Annotated in this window: 22 protein-coding genes, 1 tRNA gene and 1 riboswitch; of the genes, 20 read left to right on the top strand and 3 right to left on the bottom strand. The window is 49.1% G+C overall.

Annotation, left to right across the window (positions count from 1 at the left end; translation table 11 throughout):
- Positions 1-11: 11 nt before the first annotated feature.
- The gene (locus AB840_RS07255; RefSeq protein ID WP_048514168.1) at positions 12-524 is read right to left on the bottom strand and encodes a M20 family metallopeptidase; all 513 of its coding nucleotides are present in this window, start codon (positions 522-524) and stop codon (positions 12-14) included.
- Here AB840_RS07255 and AB840_RS07260 point away from each other — a divergent pair.
- From AB840_RS07260 to selA, 16 genes are all read left to right on the top strand, one after another.
- Complete coding sequence (locus tag AB840_RS07260) at positions 492-725, top strand: hypothetical protein (RefSeq protein WP_048514169.1); 234 nt, start codon at positions 492-494, stop codon at positions 723-725. The genes AB840_RS07255 and AB840_RS07260 overlap by 33 nt on opposite strands.
- A gap of 20 nt (positions 726-745) precedes the next feature.
- Entirely contained in the window at positions 746-3,055 is a 2,310-nt protein-coding gene (locus AB840_RS15780) for an S-layer homology domain-containing protein (protein WP_072061792.1), read from the top strand.
- A gap of 354 nt (positions 3,056-3,409) precedes the next feature.
- A complete protein-coding gene (gene trxB, locus AB840_RS07270) occupies positions 3,410-4,369 on the top strand; it encodes a thioredoxin-disulfide reductase (RefSeq protein ID WP_048514170.1) in 960 nt (319 codons plus the stop codon).
- A gap of 92 nt (positions 4,370-4,461) precedes the next feature.
- Positions 4,462-4,563: riboswitch (glycine riboswitch) on the top strand.
- 163 nt (positions 4,564-4,726) lie between these two features.
- A complete protein-coding gene (locus AB840_RS07275; protein ID WP_048514171.1) occupies positions 4,727-5,110 on the top strand; it encodes a GrdX family protein in 384 nt (127 codons plus the stop codon).
- Between the two features lie 68 nt (positions 5,111-5,178).
- A complete protein-coding gene (locus AB840_RS07280; RefSeq protein WP_200809917.1) occupies positions 5,179-6,459 on the top strand; it encodes a glycine/sarcosine/betaine reductase component B subunit in 1,281 nt (426 codons plus the stop codon).
- Between the two features lie 19 nt (positions 6,460-6,478).
- On the top strand, positions 6,479-7,792 hold the full coding sequence (gene grdB / locus AB840_RS07285) for a glycine reductase complex selenoprotein B (RefSeq protein ID WP_078791702.1): 1,314 nt from the start codon (positions 6,479-6,481) through the stop codon (positions 7,790-7,792).
- Between the two features lie 17 nt (positions 7,793-7,809).
- Positions 7,810-8,769, top strand: coding sequence for a thioredoxin-disulfide reductase (trxB, locus tag AB840_RS07295; protein ID WP_048514174.1), 960 nt, complete (start codon positions 7,810-7,812; stop codon positions 8,767-8,769).
- 14 nt (positions 8,770-8,783) lie between these two features.
- Entirely contained in the window at positions 8,784-9,104 is a 321-nt protein-coding gene (gene trxA, locus AB840_RS07300; RefSeq protein WP_048514175.1) for a thioredoxin TrxA, read from the top strand.
- Between the two features lie 58 nt (positions 9,105-9,162).
- Positions 9,163-9,636, top strand: a complete 474-nt coding sequence (gene grdA, locus AB840_RS07310; RefSeq protein ID WP_078791703.1) for a glycine/sarcosine/betaine reductase complex selenoprotein A — start codon at positions 9,163-9,165, stop codon at positions 9,634-9,636.
- 155 nt (positions 9,637-9,791) lie between these two features.
- Positions 9,792-11,333 carry a glycine/sarcosine/betaine reductase complex component C subunit beta gene (grdC, locus tag AB840_RS07315; RefSeq protein WP_048514178.1) on the top strand — a complete coding sequence of 514 codons (1,542 nt, stop codon included), beginning with the start codon at positions 9,792-9,794 and terminating at the stop codon, positions 11,331-11,333.
- 11 nt (positions 11,334-11,344) lie between these two features.
- On the top strand, positions 11,345-12,493 hold the full coding sequence (grdD, locus tag AB840_RS07320; RefSeq protein WP_048514179.1) for a glycine/sarcosine/betaine reductase complex component C subunit alpha: 1,149 nt from the start codon (positions 11,345-11,347) through the stop codon (positions 12,491-12,493).
- 157 nt (positions 12,494-12,650) lie between these two features.
- Positions 12,651-13,664: a selenide, water dikinase SelD gene (selD, locus tag AB840_RS07325; RefSeq protein ID WP_048514180.1), complete on the top strand. Its 1,014-nt coding sequence runs from the start codon at positions 12,651-12,653 to the stop codon at positions 13,662-13,664.
- Between the two features lie 15 nt (positions 13,665-13,679).
- Complete coding sequence (gene yedF / locus AB840_RS07330; protein WP_048514181.1) at positions 13,680-14,276, top strand: sulfurtransferase-like selenium metabolism protein YedF; 597 nt, start codon at positions 13,680-13,682, stop codon at positions 14,274-14,276.
- Positions 14,277-14,286: 10 nt separating this feature from the next.
- A complete protein-coding gene (locus tag AB840_RS07335; protein ID WP_048514182.1) occupies positions 14,287-14,553 on the top strand; it encodes a DUF3343 domain-containing protein in 267 nt (88 codons plus the stop codon).
- A 4-nt stretch (positions 14,554-14,557) separates the two neighbouring features.
- Positions 14,558-16,489, top strand: coding sequence for a selenocysteine-specific translation elongation factor (gene selB / locus AB840_RS07340; protein WP_048514183.1), 1,932 nt, complete (start codon positions 14,558-14,560; stop codon positions 16,487-16,489).
- 1 nt (position 16,490) lies between these two features.
- Complete coding sequence (selA, locus tag AB840_RS07345; protein ID WP_048514184.1) at positions 16,491-17,888, top strand: L-seryl-tRNA(Sec) selenium transferase; 1,398 nt, start codon at positions 16,491-16,493, stop codon at positions 17,886-17,888.
- Between the two features lie 62 nt (positions 17,889-17,950).
- Here the strand turns inward: selA and AB840_RS16715 are convergent.
- Both AB840_RS16715 and AB840_RS07350 read right to left on the bottom strand, forming a co-directional pair.
- Positions 17,951-18,047, bottom strand: a tRNA-Sec gene (locus AB840_RS16715).
- Positions 18,048-18,125: 78 nt separating this feature from the next.
- A complete protein-coding gene (locus tag AB840_RS07350; RefSeq protein WP_048514185.1) occupies positions 18,126-19,142 on the bottom strand; it encodes a LacI family DNA-binding transcriptional regulator in 1,017 nt (338 codons plus the stop codon).
- 131 nt (positions 19,143-19,273) lie between these two features.
- Between AB840_RS07350 and AB840_RS07355 the strand changes: the two genes are divergently transcribed.
- The 4 genes from AB840_RS07355 to AB840_RS07370 all read left to right on the top strand — a co-directional run bounded on the left by AB840_RS07355 (position 19,274) and on the right by AB840_RS07370 (position 21,600).
- Positions 19,274-19,714 carry an acyl-CoA thioesterase gene (locus AB840_RS07355; protein ID WP_048514186.1) on the top strand — a complete coding sequence of 147 codons (441 nt, stop codon included), beginning with the start codon at positions 19,274-19,276 and terminating at the stop codon, positions 19,712-19,714.
- The gene (locus tag AB840_RS07360; RefSeq protein WP_048514187.1) at positions 19,711-20,742 is read left to right on the top strand and encodes a nicotinate-nucleotide--dimethylbenzimidazole phosphoribosyltransferase; all 1,032 of its coding nucleotides are present in this window, start codon (positions 19,711-19,713) and stop codon (positions 20,740-20,742) included. The genes AB840_RS07355 and AB840_RS07360 overlap by 4 nt, the downstream gene beginning before the upstream one ends.
- A 19-nt stretch (positions 20,743-20,761) precedes the next feature.
- The gene (locus tag AB840_RS07365) at positions 20,762-20,959 is read left to right on the top strand and encodes a type II toxin-antitoxin system RelB/DinJ family antitoxin (RefSeq protein ID WP_048514188.1); all 198 of its coding nucleotides are present in this window, start codon (positions 20,762-20,764) and stop codon (positions 20,957-20,959) included.
- A gap of 233 nt (positions 20,960-21,192) precedes the next feature.
- Positions 21,193-21,600, top strand: coding sequence for a MarR family winged helix-turn-helix transcriptional regulator (locus AB840_RS07370; RefSeq protein WP_048514189.1), 408 nt, complete (start codon positions 21,193-21,195; stop codon positions 21,598-21,600).
- Positions 21,601-21,659: the final 59 nt, after the last annotated feature.

Here is a 21,659-nt window from a genome sequence, read left to right on the forward strand (position 1 = left end):
CAGGGGGAATACTACTCGATCAGATATTTTTCAGCGATAGCGGCGTAAAATGGCACGGCGGCATTGATTTTGTCGATGCAGGCGTACTCGTTTGGCTGGTGAGCCATTTTCAGCTCGCCGGGACCGGAAATGACAATAGGCAGGCCGGCAGTCAGAAAAGCGGCGGCATCCGTGTAGCCGCTGAAGCCATCTGGTTGTATCGTCCGTCCCCACACATCCCGGGCGGCTGCCTGACAAAGGGTGACGAAGGAATCGTCTGCCGCTGTTTCTACAGGCGGACGATCGCTCAAGATGCTGATGGATGCTTTCAGGTCAGGATGTGCTGCGGCAGCTTTTTGTATCAATCGCTGGATATCGTGGATCAACTCCTGAGAGTTCATCCCGGGCAGAGTGTGCAGATCCGCTGTCAGCTGGCACTTATCAGGAACAACGTTGGTTTTGACGCCGCCCTGTATCATGGAAATATTCATGGTAGGCGCAGAAAGCAGCGGGTGCGGTGTAAAAGTAAACGTATATGCCCGCAACTCATTGGCAGCGACAACTCCACTATTGCCGATACCACCCAGGCGACGGTTGGTGATGAGAGCGTTATTCAGCGCAGCTCCGATCAGGCCTTACAAATCAGCGGCGGTGCGAAGGAAAACCTTTCTGATAATAATATCGGCGTCATTGCGGATACCAATACCAATTCACTGATGTCAAGCTGGCCAAAGATCTGGATTTGACGGCAGACGGCAGCGTAACGATGGGGAATACGGTTGTGAATGCCAGCGGCGTCACGATCGGTACGGGTAGTAATGCGACGGTGTCGCTTACCGCTGATGGATTGAATAATGGCAGCCATAAGATCATCAACGTGGCGGCGGGGACGGCAGATACGGATGCGGTCAATGTGAGCCAGTTGAACGAGGTGCAAACCTTGGCAGGCAAGCATACGACGATGACCGTCAATGGAGGCACAGCGGCGCAGGAAAATAGTTATACAGACAGGAATCTGCAGCTGGAACAGACCACAACAAACGGACAGATTGCATATGATGTAAAACTGAACGATGTGATCACGTTAGGGAGTGAAGACAATAAGAAAATTTCTCTGAATGGGACGACCGGTATGATCCAGGCTGGTAAGGTCATGGTAAACGGCGCGGCGGGCACGGTCAACAACTTGAACAATACGATATGGGACAACGCAAATTACGTATCCGGTCAGGCAGCGACAGAAGATCAGCTGAAGGCCGTCGATGATATTGCTGTGAAATATGACAGAAATGGGGATGGGACAATCAATAAAGGCTCTATTACCTTAGGCGACGCAAGTGGAGATACGCTGCAGTATACGCAGATTCATAATGTAGCCAATGGGGAAGCCGATCAGGATGCGGTCAATATGAGCCAGTTGAAGGATGTGCAGGCCTTGGCAGGTAAGCATACGACCATGACGGCCAACGGTGGTACCGCCGCTCCGGAAGGCGCGTATACAGATGGGAACCTGCGGCTGAAACAGACTACAATAAACGGCCAAGTCGAATATGATGTAAAGCTCAATGATAAAATTACCTTGGGTGATACAGAAGGAAAACAAATTATTATTGATGGAATGGCGGGAAATGCCGTCTTTGGCGGTGCTATTCTGGGGATACAAACCGTCAGAGGTGAGGAAGGCAGTTATTTGAGAGGTCTCAGCAACACCTCATTCCATATTGCTGAAGGCGCGTATCAGCAGTATCAAGGTTCCAACATGGCAGCAACAGAAGGGCAGCTATATGACGCTTTTGATTTCCTGGACAAAAAGATTGATAACATCAGCATAAAAAATGATGACGGTAATATGGATATCGACAAGAATGAAGATGGCGGCAGCGGCTCTACGGGAACAGATCCCAAACCGTCCCCAGGCTTTGACATCAACCTGAAAGACAACGTCACCATTGGCGGAGGCACCGGCCATGATGATAAGACGAAGCCCGGCAGCGTGACTGTCATAGGAAGTGAAGGGAAGGAAAATATCAGCATTGACGGCTCTAAAGGTACGGTCTCTGGTCTCAGCAATACGACCTGGAATCGGAACGATGCCAATAAAGATGCTGCGGAGGGCGGCTGTAAGGGTTCGACCAATGCCGCAACGGAATCGCAGCTCCAACAGGCCATGGAAGGCACCGTCCAGTATGATATAAATAAGGATGGTACCGTCAATACGGGCAGTATCACCTTGGCCGGCGGCAGCAGCGGCACGGCGATCCACAACGTGGCAGACGGTAAAATATCAGAGGACTCGAAGGATGCTGTCAATGGCAGCCAGCTCTATGCGACCAATCAGCACGTAGAAGAAAATGCCAATAATATCCAGATTTTGGGCAGCAGCGTCAACGAACTGGACAGCCGCATCGACCGTGTTGGTGCCGGTGCAGCGGCTCTGGCAGCGCTTCATCCTCTGGATTTTGATCCCGATGCGAAGTGGGATTTCGCCGCAGGCTACGGCAATTACCGCGGTGCCAATGCGGTATCTGTGGGGACCTACTATCGCCCCAACGAAGACACCATGTTCAGTGTGGGTGGCAGCTTTGGCGGCGGTGAAAATATGGTCAATGCCGGTGTCAGTATCAAACTTGGCAGCGTCAGCAATAACGTAAGTACCTCACGTGTCGCCATGGCCAGGGAAATTGTCGAACTGCGGGGAAATGTAGCTCAATTGACGGCTCTGGTCAACCAGCTTATCGGCAGCCGGAATCAGAATCAAAGTGATCTGGCAAGGGTATTCCCCGATGTGCCGAAAAATCACTGGGCGTATGAAGCCATTCATCAGCTGGCAGCGCAGGGAATTGTCGAAGGGTATCCGGACGGCACCTTTGGCGGCGGCCGAACCATGACGCGGTATGAATTTGCCTCTCTTGTGTACCGGGCCCTGCAAACGGGCGTGTCTGTCAGCGGCGACGTGCAGCGGCTCGTGCAGGAATTCAGACCGGAACTGGATCTGATCCGCGTCGATACGATTGCCAAGGATAGAGACGGCAACGCGACGATCCAACGGGTACGGGTGAATCAGCCGCAGAAATAAATATATATGATATTCATCTATCAACGGGGAACAGGCTATTTGTATAAAGGCCTGTGCCCTGTTTTTGATGGGGCCACAGATTGGCATATACTAAAAAATTTGATTTGGATAACCTGCTTGTAAAAACGGTTAATCTGCTGAAAAAACTAAAAAGAAAGGGATAGATTTGGTATAATAAAATTATTGCACACGCAGGAGAACTTTTCCCGTGTGGATGGGTATGTTTTAGAAAGAAGGGAAAAGACGCATTTAACACAGAGGGTGAGTCAGCTTGCGTAATGGTATGTCAGGGCCCTTTGTCAAAAAAATCCCGCCTAATTAAACACTATCGGTAATGTGTAAAAAGGAGAAATTATGAAGGATATATATGATGTAATTATTATAGGAGCCGGTCCGGCAGGCTTGGCGGCCGGCATATACGCGGGACGAAGTCGTCTTGCTGCGCTGCTTATTGAAAAAGCGCAGGACGGCGGGCAGATTTCGATGACAGATGTAATCGAAAATTATCCCGGTCAGATGCCGGAAGGCGAATCGGGAGCGACACTGATTGCCCGAATGACGGCGCAGGCAGAAATATTTGGTGTTGAACGGGCTGCCGATACGATCAAAGAGGTGCGTCTTGGCGGTGATATCAAGGAGGTCACCGGTCTCCGACAAACCTATAAAGCAAAGGCGGTCATTCTGGCAACGGGGGCCGTGCACCGGCCCATTGGTTGTAAAGGTGAAGTAGCATACCGGGGCCGCGGCGTTTCATACTGCGCTACCTGTGACGCCGGATTTTTTGAGGATTTGGATGTCTACGTGGTCGGTGGCGGGGACAGTGCCGTGCAGGAAGCGCTATACCTGACAAAGTTTGCCAGAAATGTTACGATTATCCACCGGCGGGATGCCCTGCGTGCTGTCGGTTCCTTGCAGGAAAGAGCCTTTGCCAATAAAAAAATTCATTTTTTCTGGGATTCGGTTGTCGATGAGATCGGCGGCGAGGATGTCGTGCAATGGATGCTTGTCCGCAATACGAAAACCGGTGAAACGAGGAAGGTTGAAGCCAGTAAAGCAGACGGCTTATTCGGTGTCTTCGGTTTTGTGGGTCTGGTACCTGTAACACAGCTGTTTGAGGGGCAGATAAAGATGGAAAACGGCTATATACTGACTGATGAAGATATGAAAACGAATGTGGCAGGGGTTTGGGCCACCGGTGACATGCGCAAGAAATCCCTGCGCCAGGTTGTGACGGCAGCTGCCGATGGGGCAATTGCCGCTATGCAGGTTGATGCATATTTGACGGAAAAGAATCACGAAGTCTATTCCGGTTAAGAGTGGATAAGTATTTTTCTAAGCTATACTTTACATTTTGCCGGAAAATGATATAATATAATTACAAAAGCATATAGAAATAGTATGCAGTTTAATTTTCTGTGCGAGAGTGTCTATATGGCCGCCGAAGAGGCAAGAATAAGGGCTGTCCGCTTTTATTTGAAACTTTCAGGCAAAAGGATCACGGAGAATCTGCACTCTGAAAGTGAATGTTATATGTAATCCCCTCCGATTACTGACAGAGAACGACAAAACGTCTATGAATATGGATGTTTTGCCGTTCTTTTTTTACACTGCAGGCCTGCGGATGTTTGTACAAGGAGGATAGAGCACCGCTTGCGGGAGAGGAGCTCACTGATGAATTTTAGAGTCATTACCAATAATCCCAAAGTATATAGGGTATATGCAAAAACATGCCTTGTGGAATATCAGAAGGTATCATATCAGGAAGTGCTGCTACAGGTCCGTCACTATGTGCAGCAAGGCTGCCGGATACTTTCACACCCGTTGTCGGGAAGTGTCAAGCCTGGTGAAATGCCATATAAATCCATTATGATTTCCAGCCAGGCTGCTGGCGTCGTGGACATGGAGTCCGAGCTGCTGATTGAGCAGTGCCTTGCGGTATGCAACTCTTTTTCCGATGCGGGCCGGCGCTGGCCTGCCTGCGTACTGGATGATTTTCAATATATTGACTATACACTCATTGCGAGTGCTGTTGAGTCAGCCCGATCCTTGGGATAGAGACAGCGTCGTATTATTGTGGAAGTATAGATGTATTTGTATGAATACCAAGTAAGGAGGTATGAACCGTGAAGTTGGAAATGGGATATTTCAATATCCGAGATGTTGTATTCGGTACAGGGTCCAAGCTGGACAGCGGTGTCCTGACGATTGACAGGGCGGCTCTTGAGCGCCTGGTTCTGGAGGATGAAAGCATTAAGAGCGTCGTCGTGGATATTGCCAGGCCTGGTGAAAGTGTCCGCATTACGCCGGTCAAGGATGTGATCGAGCCGCGTACTAAAGTGGCAGGAAAGGGCGGCATATTTCCCGGTGTTATTTCAAATGTGGAAACCGCAGGGAGCGGTACTACCTATGCACTGAAAGGGATGGCTGTTGTTACGGCGGGCCGAATCGTCGGGTTTCAGGAGGGTATTATTGATATGACCGGGCCGGGAGCCCAATATACGCCTTTTTCCCGATTGATCAATGTGTGCATGGTCTGCGAACCTGTGGAATCAGCAGAGCGGCATGTCTATGAAAAAGCGGTACGCATGGCCGGTCTTCGTGCTGCTGCGTATATTGGCAGTCTGGCAAAGGATGCTGTACCGGATGAAATCAAGGTATTTGAAACGCTGCCGCTTATGGAAGGCAAGGCCGCGTTTCCGAATTTGCCGCGCGTAGCCTATGTACAGATGCTGCAAAGCCAGGGATTGCTTCATGATACCTATGTCTATGGCGTTGACGTCAAACGAATTGTTCCGACATTGCTGTATCCGACAGAGCTCATGGATGGTGCCGTGATTTCCGGGAATTGTGTGTCAGCCTGCGACAAAAATACGACCTATCATCATTTGAATAACCCGGTGGTGGCGGATTTGTATGAAGCGCACGGCAAGACGCTGAATTTTACCGGCGTCATTATTACAAATGAAAATGTATATCTGGCAGATAAGCAGCGATCTTCTGACTGGACGGCTAAGCTGTGCAAAATGCTGGATCTGGACGGCGTGATCATATCCCAGGAGGGCTTTGGCAATCCCGATACAGATCTTATTATGAATTGTAAAAAAATTGAGGCGGAAGGGATTAAGACGGTTATTATTACGGATGAATATGCTGGGCGGGACGGAAAATCCCAATCCCTTGCCGATTCGGACCCGGCAGCGACGGCTGTTGTTACCGGTGGTAACGCCAATCAGGTCGTCCTTCTTCCCAAGCTGGACAAGGTCATCGGCACGTTAGACTATGTGACTAAAATTGCCGGCGGCAACGAGAACAGCATTCGTGAAGAGGGTATCATCGAGGTAGAACTTCAGGTATTTACGGGAGCTACGAACGAATTGGGGTTTAACACACTCAGTGCTCGTTAGGAAAGGAGGCAGAGGAAGGATGACAAAACTCAAAGCAGTACATTATATCAACCAGTTTTTTGCCGGCATCGGCGGTGAAGAAACAGCCGATTACCTGCCGGAAATCAGAGAAGGGGCCGTTGGCCCCGGTCTGGCGTTTCAGCAGGCCTTTGGCGATGCTGCGGAGATTACGGCTACGGTTATTTGCGGGGATACCTATTTTAACGAACATCCGGAAGATGCTCAGAATCAGATTGTGCAGATGATAGCGACGCAGCAGCCGGATATATTTATTGCCGGTCCAGCGTTTAATGCCGGCCGGTACGGAGTAGCCTGCGGCATGATCTGTGATACGGTCCGGCAGCGTCTCGGGATTCCTGTTCTTACAGGAATGTATGAAGAAAATCCCGGCGCAGATATGTTCAAAACCAAGGTATATATTACGCCGACCAAGAATAATGCGGCAGGTATGCGCAAGGCTGTCCAGACCATGATGCCGCTGGCGCTCAAGCTGGCCCGACAGGAATCAATCGGGGCCTCCTGCGAGGATGGGTATATGCCAAACGGCGTCCGGGTCAATTTTTTTGAAAAGGAACGAGGCTCCAAACGGGCTGTTGCTATGCTGGTGAAAAAACTGGCCGGCAAGGCTTTTACAACGGAGTATCCGATGCCTGTTTTTGACCGGGTAGATCCTAGTCCGGCTGTTCAGGATATAACGAAGGCCAAAATAGCGCTGGTCACGTCAGGCGGCATCGTTCCCAAAGGAAATCCCGATCATATAGAGGCTTCCAGTGCGTCCCGGTATGGGGAGTATAATCTTGCCGGTGTCCGGGATCTGACAGCCGATACGTATGAAACAGCTCATGGCGGCTATGACCCCACCTATGTGAATGAAGATGCCGATCGCGTGCTTCCTGTGGATGTGCTTCGGGATCTTGAAGCAGAAGGAAAAATCGGCTCGTTGTATCATACCTTTTATACGACGACAGGAAATGGTACGGCTGTCGCTTCCGCAAAGCAATTTGCCGCTGAAATCGGCAGAAAATTGAAGAACGCCGGCGTGGATGCGGTCATATTGACCTCTACGTGAGGCACATGTACTCGTTGCGGTGCAACGATGGTAAAAGAAATTGAACGGATAGGGGTGCCTGTCGTTCATATGTGCACGATTACACCTATTTCTGTGACTGTCGGCGCGAATAGAATTGTTCCGACGATCGCAATTCCCTATCCGCTGGGAAATCCGGCACTATCATCTGCGGAGGAAAAAAAGCTGCGCCGGCAGCTGGTAGAACGGGCATTACGAGCATTACAAACACCGATAGACGGCCAAACCGTCTTTGCTGATGAGTAAAAGAAGGGGAGGCTGTTATGAAAGATATATATGATGTTGTTATAGTAGGAGCCGGGCCAGCAGGCTTGGCAGCTGGCATATACGCGGGACGAAGCCGTCTTTCTACGCTGCTTATTGAAAAAGCGCAGGATGGCGGACAGATCGCGATTACGGATATGATCGAAAATTATCCCGGTCAGATGTTGGAAGGTGAATCGGGAGCGGCACTGATTGCCCGGATGACGGCGCAGGCCGAAACGTTTGGCGTCGAACGGGCGGCCGATACGATCAAAGAGGTGCGTCTTGGCGGTGATATCAAGGAAGTCACCGGTCTCAGACAGACGTATAAAGCCAGGACGGTCATCTTGGCAACGGGGGCTGCGCACCGGCCTATTGGCTGCCAGGGAGAAAAAATATATCAGGGCCGCGGCGTTTCATACTGCGCTACCTGTGACGCCGGATTTTTTGAGGATTTGGACGTCTACGTGGTAGGCGGCGGGGACAGTGCCGTGCAGGAAGCGCTATACCTGACAAAGTTTGCCAAAAATGTTACGATTATCCACCGGCGGGATGCTTTGCGTGCTGTCGGTTCCTTGCAGGAAAAGGCTTTTGCCAATAAAAAAATTCACTTTTTCTGGGATTCCGTCGTCGATGAGATCGGCGGTGAGGATGTCGTGCAATGGATGCTTGTCCGCAATACGAAAACCGGTGAAACGAGGAAGATCGAGGCCAGTGCAGAAGACGGTTTGTTTGGTATATTCGGTTTTATCGGTCTGGTGCCTACAACACAGCTCTTTGAAGGGCAGATCGATATGGAAAACGGCTATATTCTGACCGATGAAGATATGAAAACCAATATGGAAGGGGTTTTTGCCGTCGGTGATATGCGCAAGAAATCTCTGCGCCAGGTTGTGACGGCAGCTGCCGATGGAGCTATTGCCGCTATGCAGGTTGATAAATATTTGACGGAAAAGAATCATGAAGTCTATTACGGTTGAGGAGGGTCAGCCTTATGATGGAAGTTGATAAAAAAACATTTGAAACAGAAGTATTGCAGTCAGCAGGCACTGTGTTTGTGGATTTTTATGGTGACGGCTGCGTACCGTGCCAGGCGCTTTTGCCTGTCATACACGGGTATGCCGAAACGTATGGTGATAAAATCAAGTTTTGCGCTATCAATACATCCAAAGCCCGTCGTCTGGCTATAGGTCAGAAGGTACTGGGACTGCCCGTCATGGCGATTTATCAAAATGGCCAAAAAATAGCGGAGTGTGTTAAGGAGGATGCGACACCAGAACACATTGAAAAGATGATTCAGGACTATTATAAATAAGGCTTTACGATAGAATTATCTATACATAGAGCAAAAAAACATAAGGAGGAATCGCGTTATGAGCATTCTTGAGGGTAAAAAAGTCGTCATTATCGGCGACCGCGACGGTATTCCGGGCCCTGCCATAGCGGAATGCGCGAAGACAGCAGGTGCGGATGTAGTATTTGCATCAACCGAATGCTTTGTCTGAACGAGCGCTGGGGCAATGGACTTGGAAAATCAGAAGCGGGTAAAGGATTTTGCCGATCAGTATGGCCCGGAAAACGTAGTCGTATTGGTGGGGGCTGCTGAAGGTGAAGCGGCAGGGCTTGCAGCCGAAACCGTCACAGCAGGAGACCCGACTTTCGCAGGTCCGTTGACAGGAGTCCAGTTGGGACTTACAGTGTATCATATTTGCGAACCGGAAATTAAAGAGGTAGTGGATCCGGCCGTATATGACGAACAGATCAGCATGATGGAAATGGTATTGGATGTCGATGATATTATTGAGGAAATGTCTTCGATTCGTGACCAGTACTGCAAGTATCTGTAGGATCGTTCGCGCCTGACGGCCGGGAATGGCCAGGCAGGGCAGTATGGGGCAGATCGTCAGCAGTGATGAAATGCCGTGTACTGCCCTGTTCATGTTATACACCGCTGTAGTTGGATAGTCAGACCTCGTATTTCTATTGACAGGAGGATTAACATATGAACAGTGTCATCAAAGGAACCGGATACGTGCTGGTGCATGTACCGGATATGATTATACAGAATGGAACGACACAGACGGCAGAACGGGCAGCGCATCCTGATTCTGCGTATTTAAAGTCTCTTCCGGAGCATCTTCGCACTTATGAAGATGCCCTTTCCTACTGGCCCAATCAGATATATATCGGCAATGCACACCCGGAGGAACTGCGTCAGGTGCCGTTTCCGTATTTTAGAGAAAAAAAAGAAGGAGCCGGGCGGTACGGAACATTTGGCGAAATCATGCCGGAAAATGAATTTCTGCTGCTGGCTCAGGCCAGTGATGTCTTCGACGTCGTCAAGTTGGAAAAAGAATTCGTAGCCGCAACCCGGGATGCGTTTGCCGCCGATCCGGTTATTTCGGCGGAGATTGCCGGCCGTGTTGCCGCAGGAACGGATATTACGGATATAGACGCATATGTCCGGGCCGGACAAGCAGAGCCGCTGTTTGTAGACGGAAAACTTGTTGGCTGCGTCAAATCGGCACATGATACGGATATCAATCTCTCCGCGCATGTCATGCATGAAAATATCATGAGCAAGGCTTCCAGCGTCCTGGCACTGCTGCATGCGGTGAAACAGTCCGGTGTGGATGCTGGTGATATTGAATATGTGATCGATTGCGCCGAAGAAGCCTGCGGTGATATGAATCAACGCGGCGGTGGCAACTTTGCTAAAGCAGCGGCGGAAATAGCCGGGTTCAGCCATGCGTCCGGCGCCGATGTTCGGGCTTTCTGCGCGGCGCCGGTCCATGCGATGATCATGGCAGCGTCTCTGGTCAAGGCCGGAACGTATAAAACGGTCGCTGTTACGGCCGGCGGCTGCACGGCAAAGTTAGGGATGAACAGCAAGGACCATGTCAAAAAAGAATGCCCCGTACTGGAAGACTGCCTGGGAGGCTTTGCCGTCATTATTGCCGCCAACGACGGCGTGCATCCGGAAATCAATCTGGATCTCGTTGGTCGGCATACTGTTGGTACGGGATCGTCACCGCAGGCTGTTATTACGTCACTGGTGGCGGAGCCGCTGGAACGGAATGGGCTGAAAATACCGGATATTGATATATATTCTCCTGAAATGCAAAATCCGGATATTACCAAACCAGCCGGCGCCGGAGATGTTCCTATGTCCAATTATAAAATGATTGCGGCGCTGGCGGTAAAGCGCGGTGATATAGAACGAAAGGATCTGGCTGATTTTGTTGAAAAGCACGGTTTGATTGGCTGGGCACCAACGCAGGGGCATATTCCGTCCGGTGTGCCGGCCGTAGGATTTGCCTGCGAAGATATAATGGCTGGTTTGATTCGAAGAGTTATGCTTATCGGCAAAGGAAGCCTGTTCCTGGGACGGATGACCGATTTATTTGACGGCGTATCCCTTGTAATTCAGCCTAACAGCGGCGGTCAAGAGGAAACCGGCGTATCGGAGGAACAGGTGCGCAGCCTCATTGCCCGGGCTTTAAAGGAGTTTGCCCAGTCGCTGACTGGCGAAACCAGGGGATAGGAGGTATCCATATGGTAACTAAAACAGAAGAATTCATAGCTAAAACTTTTATGGCGATGGCAGATGGTCTGGCAATGGGAACGATTGGGCCACGGCCTAAAATTGCCCTGACGGGCATGGGCAGCGAACTGGGTGAAAATAACGTGCTGGCCGGCGCGTTGCTGGCCGCGCAGAAGGGGGTCGATGTATCTTATATCGGTACGCAGGAACACGACGGACTGCGTACTGTGTTTGCCGCAGATGCACAGGAGGGGCATCGAAAGATGGAGGCCATGCTGGAGGCTCATGAAGTTGATGGAGCCGTTACGATGCATTTCCCTTTCCCTATTGGCATTTCTACCATTGCCCGCGTGGTCACGCCGGCCCGAGGGCGGCAGATGTTTATTGCAGCTGCTACGGGCACGGCTGGAACAGATCGTGTGGAAAGCATGATCCGCAATGCTCTTTATGGTGTTATTACGGCTAAGGCCTGCGGTATTTTCCGACCATCTGTGGGTATTCTAAACATAGACGGTGCCCGTCAGGCGGAACGGGCGCTGAGGGAATTGGCGGCCAATGGGTATGACCTCCGGTTTGCCGAATCGAGCCGGGCTGACGGCGGTAGTGTCATGCGGGGAAATGATGTTCTGCAGGGAACGCCGGATGTACTGGTGACAGATTCGCTGACCGGTAACGTTCTTACCAAGATGCTGGCTTCTTATACAACCGGCGGGATATTTGAAGCCATGGGGTTTGGCTACGGACCTGGTATTGGTGAAGGTTATGATAAGCTTATTCTGATCGTGTCCCGTGTTTCCGGGGCGCCGGTAATTGCGCAAGCTATCGCATATGCCGCCGAGCTGATTCGCGGACAGGTTTTTCAAGTGGGCGCCAGGGAGTTTGCGGCGGCTCGGAAAGCAGGTCTAGCCGCGGTGATTGAAAAATACAAGACGGTTGTCCGAGGATCGGATGGAGAAACAGCTGCGCCCCCAAAGGAAGTTGTGACGGCGCAGCTTGTGGGAATAGAAATTATGGATTTGGAAGCAGCCGTTAAATTGTTATGGAAGCAGGGAATGTATGCGGAAAGCGGCATGGGATGTACTGGGCCGGTAATCCGGATTGCCGAAAATAATGCGGCGGCAGCCCGGATGATATTGCAACAAAAAGGATATCTTGCCTGATATACAGGTATCCGGCTACCGTTCTTTTCGTTGCCAAGGAAGCAACGGGGGTGCTGCAATTGCTTGACAGGGACGCTGCAAATAAGATGTGGTATACTAGGAGTAATGTATGCTGTACTGAAAACATGCAGATGATATAAAGGAGGGATATCTGTACATGGAGGAACTGATAGTGTGCGGCGGCTGCAATGCAAAAATAGGAGCCGGAAATTTAGGAAAGCTGCTGCGGGATTTGCCGAAATGTACCGGCGAAAGATTGCTGGTTGGGTTTGATTCAGCAGATGATGCGGCGGTTATTCAGCTGACGGAGGATCTGGCGATCATTCAGACAGTGGATTTTTTTCCTGCTATGGTGACGGATCCCTATCTGTTTGGAAAGATTGCGGCAGCTAATGCTCTTAGCGATGTGTATGCCATGGGCGGTACGGTATTGTCAGCTTTGAATATTGTTGCTTTTCCGGAGGAAGATGATTTTTCTATTCTCCATGAAATATTGCGCGGCGGCGCAGAAAAGGTCAAGGAGGCCGGGGGTATGTTGTCGGGAGGCCATTCTATTCATGACCGTACCGTGAAATACGGACTGGCTGTCAACGGCACGGTTCATCCCGACCGGATTTTACGAAATGATACCTGTTGTGAAGGTGATCATTTGATTCTGACTAAGCCCTTGGGCGTCAGCATTATTACTATTGGCTACAGTGCTGGAGAAATCAGTCGGGAGAGTTTTGACGAGGCGACGCAGAGTATGGAGATGCTTAATAAATACGCTATGGATATTATCCGGCGATTTGACGTAACAAGCTGTACGGATGTGACCGGCTTTGGTTTGTGCGGTCATTTGCATGAAATGCTCCACGGTGCCTATTCAGCGTATATTGATACGCGGCGCCTGCCCTATTTTGAAGAAGCTTATGAAGGGGCAAAAAAATTTGTGCTGACAGCCGGCGGGCAGCGCAACCGTAATTTCCTGGAAAAAATAGTTGCGTTCCGGCTGGCGGATTTTGGCATAGAGGAAATCGTTTTTGATCCTCAGACGTCGGGAGGTCTGCTGGTATCTGTGCCGCCGTCTCAAGCGGAAACGCTGCTGCGGGAATTGACTGGATCGGGTATTCGTGCTGCCGATATCGGCTGCATTACAGTAAAGGAAGAAAAAGAAATTATTATATATTGAGTAGGAGGAATTCATATGTTTACAGTAGATGCATTAGGGAAAGCCTGCCCCTTGCCGGTGATTGAAACTCGCAAGGCTTTGCAGCAGCATAACGCAGTAACAACAATAGTTGATAATAAGATTGCCACGGAAAACCTGAAAAAAATGGCAGATCAACTCGGGTATGCTTATGCCATGACAGAAGAATCCGCAGTTCATTATACCGTTGTTATTACTAAGACCGGTGATCCGGCGGATGCTGTGGAAGTATCTGCGGTAAAGCCAGAGAAGGAAGCAGATGAATATGTTGTCATCATTAATTCGCCGGCAATGGGTGTAGGAGATGAAAATTTCAGCCGAAGCCTTCTCAAGACATTTATATATACGCTGACGGAACAGGATGTCCTGCCAAAGCAGATTGTCTTTTATAACGGCGGCGTACCTTGCGTTACGGAAGATTCGGAATCGCTGGAAGATTTAAAAAAATTGGCATCTCACGGGGTGGAAATTTATGCCTGCGGTGCGTGTCTCAACTATTATGGACTGACTGATAAGGTGGCGGTTGGTGAAATTACCAATATGTATCGTATTATTGAAATCATGCGTACGGCGTACCGCATTGTCCGGCCATAAAGGAGCTTCTATGGAACGATATGGCATTGCGTTATTTTTTTCAACGCGGGATGCGATGAAGGCGGAAGAAGAAGCTAAAAAATGTCATCTCCGCGTGCGGATTATTCCCACGCCGGGAACATTGTATGCCAGCTGTGGTTTTTCTCTCAAGTATGAGCCGGCAGAAGAGACAGCTCTGCAGCAGCTGCTGCGGACGTGCGGGCTGCGCGGAGAAGGTTTTTATCATGCCGTAAAGCAAGGTCTTGCCGTTTCCTACGAGAAGGCAGAGGAGAGGTGATTTCGTGGCACGACATATTGTTATCGGCACAGCCGGACACGTAGATCATGGCAAGACGACGCTGGTCAAGGCGCTTACAGGGATTGACACGGATACGACTGCGGAGGAAAAGAAGCGGGGCCTGACAATCAATCTGGGCTTTGCTTATCTGGATTTGCCTAATCATACCCGGGTCGGTATCGTCGATGTGCCGGGACATGAACGGTTTATTAAAAATATGGTGGCCGGTTTGCCCGGTATCAATATGGTGCTGCTGGTCATTGATGCCAATGAGGGCGTTATGCCGCAGACACGGGAACATCTGGATATATTGACACTGTTGGGAGTCCGTAATTTTCTTATTGTACTGACGAAGATAGACACGGTGGATAGAGAATTGCGCGAGCTCGCTGTCGAAGATATACGAGAACAGATGGCGCATACGGCGGCAGCACATGCCGATATTGTTGAAACGGATGCGGTTACGGGACAGGGTATTCCCGAATTGATTCAAAAAATACAGGCCATGGCAGGGAAAATTTTGGATGCTGCTGATAATGACGCGGCTCGTCTCAATATTGACCGTGTTTTCAGCATTAAGGGATTCGGAACTATCGTTACCGGAACATTATTGGATGGACGCGTTTCCGTGGGGAATGAGCTTTGGGCCTATCCCGGCAGCTTTCGTGTCCGTGTTCGCAATATTCAAGTTCATGAACAAAATGAGAGTGTGGCAGAACCGGGACAGCGGACGGCGCTCAATCTTGCAAATGTTTCCAAAGAACAGCTGGTACGGGGTGATGTGCTGTGTGCCTCCGGTGACTTGAAGCCGGCGTGGATGCTTGATGTCAAGATACGCTGTCTGGACCATTCACCGGTTCCTGTCCGGTTATGGGATCGTCTGCGCTTGCTGGTGGGCACACGGGAGGTAATGGTCCGGGCGGTGCCGATGGGAACAGATCAAATCCAGCCGGGAGAAGAAGGTTTCCTGCAGCTGCGGATGGAACAGGAGCAGATTATTGTCAAAGCACGGGACCGTTTTATACTGCGTACGTTTTCTCCGATGCATACGATTGCCGGCGGGGAAATTTTGGATGCCAATCCCGGAAAGCACCGGCGCTTCCGGGCCGATGTGTTGGAACGCCTGAAGGCTCAGGAGGATGGTAATACAGACGAACTGGTAGCCGATTTCCTGCGTCACACGGCACCTCTTTTTACGACTAAAGAGACATTATCGTCATACACACGCCTGCTGGAGCAAGATATTGATGCCGCCTTGGAACAGCTTGTGACTGGCGGTATAATCAGGAAAACGGCACTGGGATATATGCACGAAAGGGTATATGGAAATTGGCGGGCCCGGTCGCTGCAGCTGCTGCTGGAATACCATAAAAAATATCCCTTGCGCAAAGGGATGCCGGTTGGTGAATTTCGTGCCCGTCTGAGTAGGGAGATGCCCGAAAAGGAATTGACCGGGCTGCTTTGTATACTGGCCGATGATGGTATCTGCCGCATGGAAAATCATGCCATTGCGGCCAGTCATTTCCATATTTTTTTTACGCCGTCACAAAAGCAGGCTCGTCAGAAAGTAGAGGAAACGCTGGACCGATCAGGATATACACCGGTCAAAATCAGTGAGTTGCTGTCGCTGGATGCCCAAGCCGCCGCCGTGATAGATGCGATCAAGGATGATACGGTTTTGTTTTTGACATCAGAATACATTATTTCCAGAATTTGGTATGAGCGGGCTGTCCGATTGGTGTGCCGTTATGTACAGGAGCGCGGTACTATCGAATTAGCCGGATTCCGGGACTCAATTCAGGCCGGACGGAAAGCTTCTCTCCTGCTGTTGGATTATATGGATGCACAGCATATTACAAAGCGCGTCGGAAACTATCGTACTTTAGATAGCAGAGCTGGTATATATCAAGGCAGCGACATAGAGAAGGAGGTATAAAATGAATGCTGAACAGAGACAACTGCTGACCAGTTTGCCTAAAGTAGATCTGCTGCTGAAACGGCCGGCATTGCAACAATGGGAAAAGGAATTTTCACGGTACCTTATCAAACAGTCTGTGCAGGACGTACTGGAACAAGTACGTCGTGATATAGTATCAGGTCAGTGCCATATACCGCCTGATACTGCGTATCTGGAGGCTGCGGTCATTGATCATTTTAAAAGCAGCAGACGCTTTCATTTGAGGCAGGTTATCAATGCCACAGGGACAATTTTGCATACGAACCTGGGCAGGGCTGTTTTAAGCGCGCCTATCGGCAGTCATATTGCTGATATAGCAGGTCATTATTCTAATCTGGAATATGATCTTGCGCAGGGGATGCGTGGCTCGCGGTATAATCATCTGCAATCCTTGGTAGGTCAATTGACAGGAGCAGAGGATGTACTTATTGTTAATAATAATGCGGCTGCTGTCCTGCTGACACTGACGACACTCTGCAAAGGCCGGGAGGTTGTCATTTCCCGCGGTGAACTGGTGGAAATCGGCGGACATTTTCGAATTCCCGATGTTATCGAACTGAGTGGCAGCGTGATTCGTGAGGTCGGAACGACCAATAAAACCCATTTGGAAGATTACCGCCGGGCTGTGTGTGAACAGACCGGTGCGATTATGAAGGTACATACCAGCAACTATCGCATGATTGGCTTTATCGAAAGCGTACGGGCTGACGATATAGCAAGTCTGGCACACGGATATGGATTGCCCCTGATCAATGATTTGGGTAGCGGCTTATTAGTTGATATGTGCCGTTTCGGATTACCCTATGAACCGACTGTACGGGAAGCGCTGCAGCAAGGCGGAGATATAGTGTTGTTCAGTGGCGATAAGCTGCTCGGTGGTCCGCAGGCAGGGATTATTGCCGGAAAAAAACAATATATAGAACAAATGAAGAAGAACCCGCTTCTGCGTGCCCTGCGGGTTGATAAAATGATCATGGCTGCGCTGGAAGCGACTCTGAAGTTGTATCTTGATGAAAATATGGCCGTAAAAAACATACCCGTACTGCAAATGTTAGCGCAGACCAGTTGTGAATGCATGGCAAAAGCGAAAGCCCTCCAGCAGCTGTTGCAGGAAGGCTGCCCAGATCTGCAGGCTGCTGTCGAAACCTGTCAGGACATGGTCGGCGGCGGTGCCTATCCAGAATATACCTTGCCGGGATATGCTCTTGTCCTTAGCAGAGAAAATATAACAGCCGATGCATTGGAAAGGAAGCTGCGCCGGGCGGAGGTTCCCGTCATCTCCCGCATACAAAAAGATAAAGTCTGCCTTTCTGTACGGACCGTTGCAGAGCAGGAAATCCCCCTTTTGAGCCGGATGATTGTGCAGGCTCTTTTATAGTAAACGTTGTAAAAAAAACAACGAGACTACCGCAAACTTGCGGCAATCTCGTTGTTTTTTTATGGCGGGAAAGTGTAGGAATCGAACCTACCTAAGAAGCTGTTAACTCCTCATACTGGTTTTGAAGACCAGAGGGCACACCAGAACCCATACTCCCCCATGATATACATAGTGTATCATGATAATAAGCAAAAAGCAAGGTGAGTCCAGCGCATTGTTATCCTATGTAAGAGAAATCTATTCTTCCGGTGAAGACTGCCCGATGATTTTTGTCCCTGGCAGATATACGACGGCAGGATTCTTTTTTTTGTTTTCGATCAAAGATACCAATAAATGAAGACATTGCTCACCGATTTTTCCCATGGGAATATCAATGCGCGATAAAGATGGAATGGCATAATCATTAAACTCTGCCATATTGATACCAATCGTAAAAATTTCAACATCTTCTGGAATAGCAATTCCTAATTGATGGCAGGCATACAGCATGCCATGGGCTAATACGTCAGATTCACAGAACATGGCACGGGGAAGCCGTTTGGCAGCATATAGCTTTTTGGTAACGTCAATTGCGCTTGATGAAGACGTGTTGCAAAGCAGAATGCTTTCGGACGGTATAGGATAGCCGGCTACGGCGAAGGTGTCAAGAAAGCCTTTCATCCACATGCGCATAATAGGAAACGTTGTATCATGCGTCAGAACCCCGGCAGTATGAATTCCTTTTTTGAGAAAATGGCGGGCAACATTGCAGCCTATTTCATAGTTGTCCATTGTCACGCTGCTGTATTTATCAGATTCTCTGTTAAATAAGACGACTGGGCAGGGGATGGAACAAGAATTCAAATATTCCATATCCTTATCCGACATATTGGCAATAATAATACCGTTGAAAAACTCACTCTGTGTTGTCTCCATCTGTTTTTGCAGCTGGTCGACCTCATAGGGGACTACCGTTAAATGAACCAGTTTATTTTGCTGCATAATTTCTTTTTGAATACCCAACGTAATACGGGCCAGATAATTGATACGAAAGTCTGTTGCCCAATAAAAAGCGATGGCGTAACTGTCTTTTGGCGCTGAGCGCAGTTTTTTTGCTGATTGGTTGGGTACGTAATTCAGCTGTTGGGCGATTTGATGAATTCGCGCCTGTGTTTCCAGCGATATTTTACGCTCCCGCCCCTTTCTGTTTAAAACAATTGATACAGTCGCAATCGAAACCCCAGCTTCTTTTGCGATATCTTTAATTGTAGACATACAGTCACCTCCGCTTCACTATATTTTGACATAAATATCTTATATTTTCAAGCTATATTGCCTAATATAATAGCTAAAGAGACCAGCGGTGTGTTACAATAAATAAAATGCAGCATAGGGGAGGAATCAATATGATTGGCGTAGACAGGCATATTGCAGCAGCTCATATGGTTTTGGGGAAAGACCTTAATCCTCATGGTACGCTCTTTGCAGGTCAGGCGGTATCTTATATGATTGAATGTGGATTTTTAGCAGTACAATCTTTTTTGCACAGTTCGCATATTGTCTGCCTGGGTGTGGATGGATTACGCTTTCTCCGGCCCGTCCATAAAGAAAATACGATTCAGCTTGATAGCTTGATTGTGTATGCAGGGACGGCCAGTGTGGGTGTGTATGTCCAGCTGCTGATTGCCGGCGGCGGCAGACAGGCGGCAGAAGGTTTTGTTTCTTTTGTCTGCATTGATGAGCAAACAGGGCAGTCGCGGCCTCACGGGATGATATTGACATCTTTGAGCGGCAATGAAAAAAAACTGCAGGACATGTATATGACATATAAAGGAATGACACGATGACGGCGTATCAGAATGCAGTGGACCGGCTTATCCATAATCTGGCTAAGCCGCCGGGGAGTCTGGGCCTGCTGGAACGCCAGGCCCGTCAGATTTTGCTGGCGTGGGAGCAGTTTCATAAAGAACTGCAGCCCTGTCACATTATTTTTGCGGCCGATAATGGCATTGTGCGGGCTGGTGTTGTGGCACAGCTGTCAGATATTACGTACATGCAGAGTCAGCATATGGTGGCCGGCACGTCTGCTGTGACCTGCTTTTGCCGCTGCAACGGCATTCCTTATGAAGTTGTTGATGTCGGGATTGACAGCGAGGATGCGGTCGGTATCAATCGAAAAATTGCCAGAGGGACAGAAGATTTTTCTATAGAACCAGCTATGACACAGGTACAATATGAAAAAGCTCTTTCTATCGGCGCAGAACGTGTTGCGGCGGCAAAGAAACGGGGCATCAATCTATTATCCTTCGGAGAAATGGGTATTGGCAATACGACGACCTCTGCAGCAGTGCTGTCGGCCATAGCAGTGCCGGATCGAGCGTTTCTTGTCGGCTATGGATCGGCACAAAGAAATTATAAATTACTGCTTCATAAGCGTGAAGTTATCAAAGATGCGCTGCAGCGGTACGGTGCAGCGATCCATAATGCGGGAGACGCCTTGCGCTATGTCGGCGGCTTTGATCTAACGGCTCTTTGCGGCGCTATGATGGCTTGCTGTGATGCGCAGATACCCTTTTACATTGACGGATTTATTACCGCGGTGGCCTTGGCTTGTGCCGTACAGTTGAAACCCCAGGTGCGATACTATGCGCTGCCGTCGCATATGTCGCGGGAACCGGGCATGACGGCGGCATTGCGTTTATGTGGTATAGATGAATATGAGGTCCCTTTGCATGCGGAGTTATCGCTAGGAGAAGGAACCGGGGCGGTTCTGGCCGTCGTCCTCCTGCGTTCCATGATGTATGCCGTATGGCATATGGCGACGCTGGACGGCATCAATACAGAAGCGGCAGAACACAATCGCGAAAGAACATGATTGGTTGGGAGGAATCTATATGGATGAAATACTGCGAAAACAAGCGGCGGCTATTTTTGAAAGCATGGGTTTGACGGAAGAAGAAGCGGTTACATTATTTTATAAACGAACGGTTGCAGCAGGCCGTATGCCGTTTAGCGCCTCAGAAGAACAGGGAAAAGCGAAACGAAAAAAGAAACGGATGAATGAACGGTTTGCTGAGTGGGATGCATTTTGACAACTGCGGGAGATCTATTGAACCATTATGCGGAGGATAGTCTGTTTGTTTTTCTGACTGGGGGATATAGTGTTTGATCTATTTTGGGAAATATGATATAAATATAAATTTTGCGCAGGGAATATGTTGTAAAGAGTGTCTGATAAATATAAAAGTGATAAATAAAAAATTGACAAACATGATAGAGTTGCAATATAATGCGCGCAATAAATGAAAAGAGATGAGCGTAAAAAATGGGATCGTTGGCGGAATGTCACTGCCTTAATGTAAGATGGCTTACCAGTCGTACTATCGCAATTTATGATACATATTTAAAGCCGGTTGGGATTACAATTCAGCAGTATTCCATACTGCGGAGTATTATCCGTACGTCTCCCATCACAGTAACTGATTTGGCTGTAAAACTTCAACTGGACCGAACTACCTTATCTCGGAATGTCAAAATTCTTGAAGACTTGCGACTTGTGACACATACTATTGCGAAAGGTCGTGGGAAACAACTTACCCTTACTGAATCGGGAAAGGAAATGCTGAAGCTGGCCGATGTTGAATGGGCTAAGGCACAGAAACAATTTGCAGATACATTAGGACCAGAGAGACTTTGTCAGTGGAATGAATTATTGGCTTGTTTACTGAAGTGACAGGCAAGGTGAAAATAACTTTGTTTTGCCCCATATAGTGTATATACACTATATGGGGG

It is taken from the genome of Megasphaera cerevisiae DSM 20462 (assembly GCF_001045675.1).
Taxonomy (GTDB): Bacteria; Bacillota; Negativicutes; order Veillonellales; family Megasphaeraceae; genus Megasphaera; species Megasphaera cerevisiae.

Excerpts from the sequence above, each read along its gene's own strand:
- AB840_RS15780 (WP_072061792.1), top strand. The coding sequence starts at position 746 with ATGGGGAATACGGTTGTGAATGCCAGCGGCGTCACGATCGGTACGGGT.
- trxB (WP_048514170.1), top strand. The coding sequence starts at position 3,410 with ATGAAGGATATATATGATGTAATTATTATAGGAGCCGGTCCGGCAGGC.
- AB840_RS07275 (WP_048514171.1), top strand. The coding sequence starts at position 4,727 with ATGAATTTTAGAGTCATTACCAATAATCCCAAAGTATATAGGGTATAT.
- trxB (WP_048514174.1), top strand. The coding sequence starts at position 7,810 with ATGAAAGATATATATGATGTTGTTATAGTAGGAGCCGGGCCAGCAGGC.
- trxA (WP_048514175.1), top strand. The coding sequence starts at position 8,784 with ATGATGGAAGTTGATAAAAAAACATTTGAAACAGAAGTATTGCAGTCA.
- grdC (WP_048514178.1), top strand. The coding sequence starts at position 9,792 with ATGAACAGTGTCATCAAAGGAACCGGATACGTGCTGGTGCATGTACCG.
- grdD (WP_048514179.1), top strand. The coding sequence starts at position 11,345 with ATGGTAACTAAAACAGAAGAATTCATAGCTAAAACTTTTATGGCGATG.
- selD (WP_048514180.1), top strand. The coding sequence starts at position 12,651 with ATGGAGGAACTGATAGTGTGCGGCGGCTGCAATGCAAAAATAGGAGCC.
- yedF (WP_048514181.1), top strand. The coding sequence starts at position 13,680 with ATGTTTACAGTAGATGCATTAGGGAAAGCCTGCCCCTTGCCGGTGATT.
- AB840_RS07335 (WP_048514182.1), top strand. The coding sequence starts at position 14,287 with ATGGAACGATATGGCATTGCGTTATTTTTTTCAACGCGGGATGCGATG.
- selA (WP_048514184.1), top strand. The coding sequence starts at position 16,491 with ATGAATGCTGAACAGAGACAACTGCTGACCAGTTTGCCTAAAGTAGAT.
- AB840_RS07350 (WP_048514185.1), bottom strand. The coding sequence starts at position 19,142 with ATGTCTACAATTAAAGATATCGCAAAAGAAGCTGGGGTTTCGATTGCG.
- AB840_RS07355 (WP_048514186.1), top strand. The coding sequence starts at position 19,274 with ATGATTGGCGTAGACAGGCATATTGCAGCAGCTCATATGGTTTTGGGG.
- AB840_RS07360 (WP_048514187.1), top strand. The coding sequence starts at position 19,711 with ATGACGGCGTATCAGAATGCAGTGGACCGGCTTATCCATAATCTGGCT.
- AB840_RS07365 (WP_048514188.1), top strand. The coding sequence starts at position 20,762 with ATGGATGAAATACTGCGAAAACAAGCGGCGGCTATTTTTGAAAGCATG.
- AB840_RS07370 (WP_048514189.1), top strand. The coding sequence starts at position 21,193 with ATGGGATCGTTGGCGGAATGTCACTGCCTTAATGTAAGATGGCTTACC.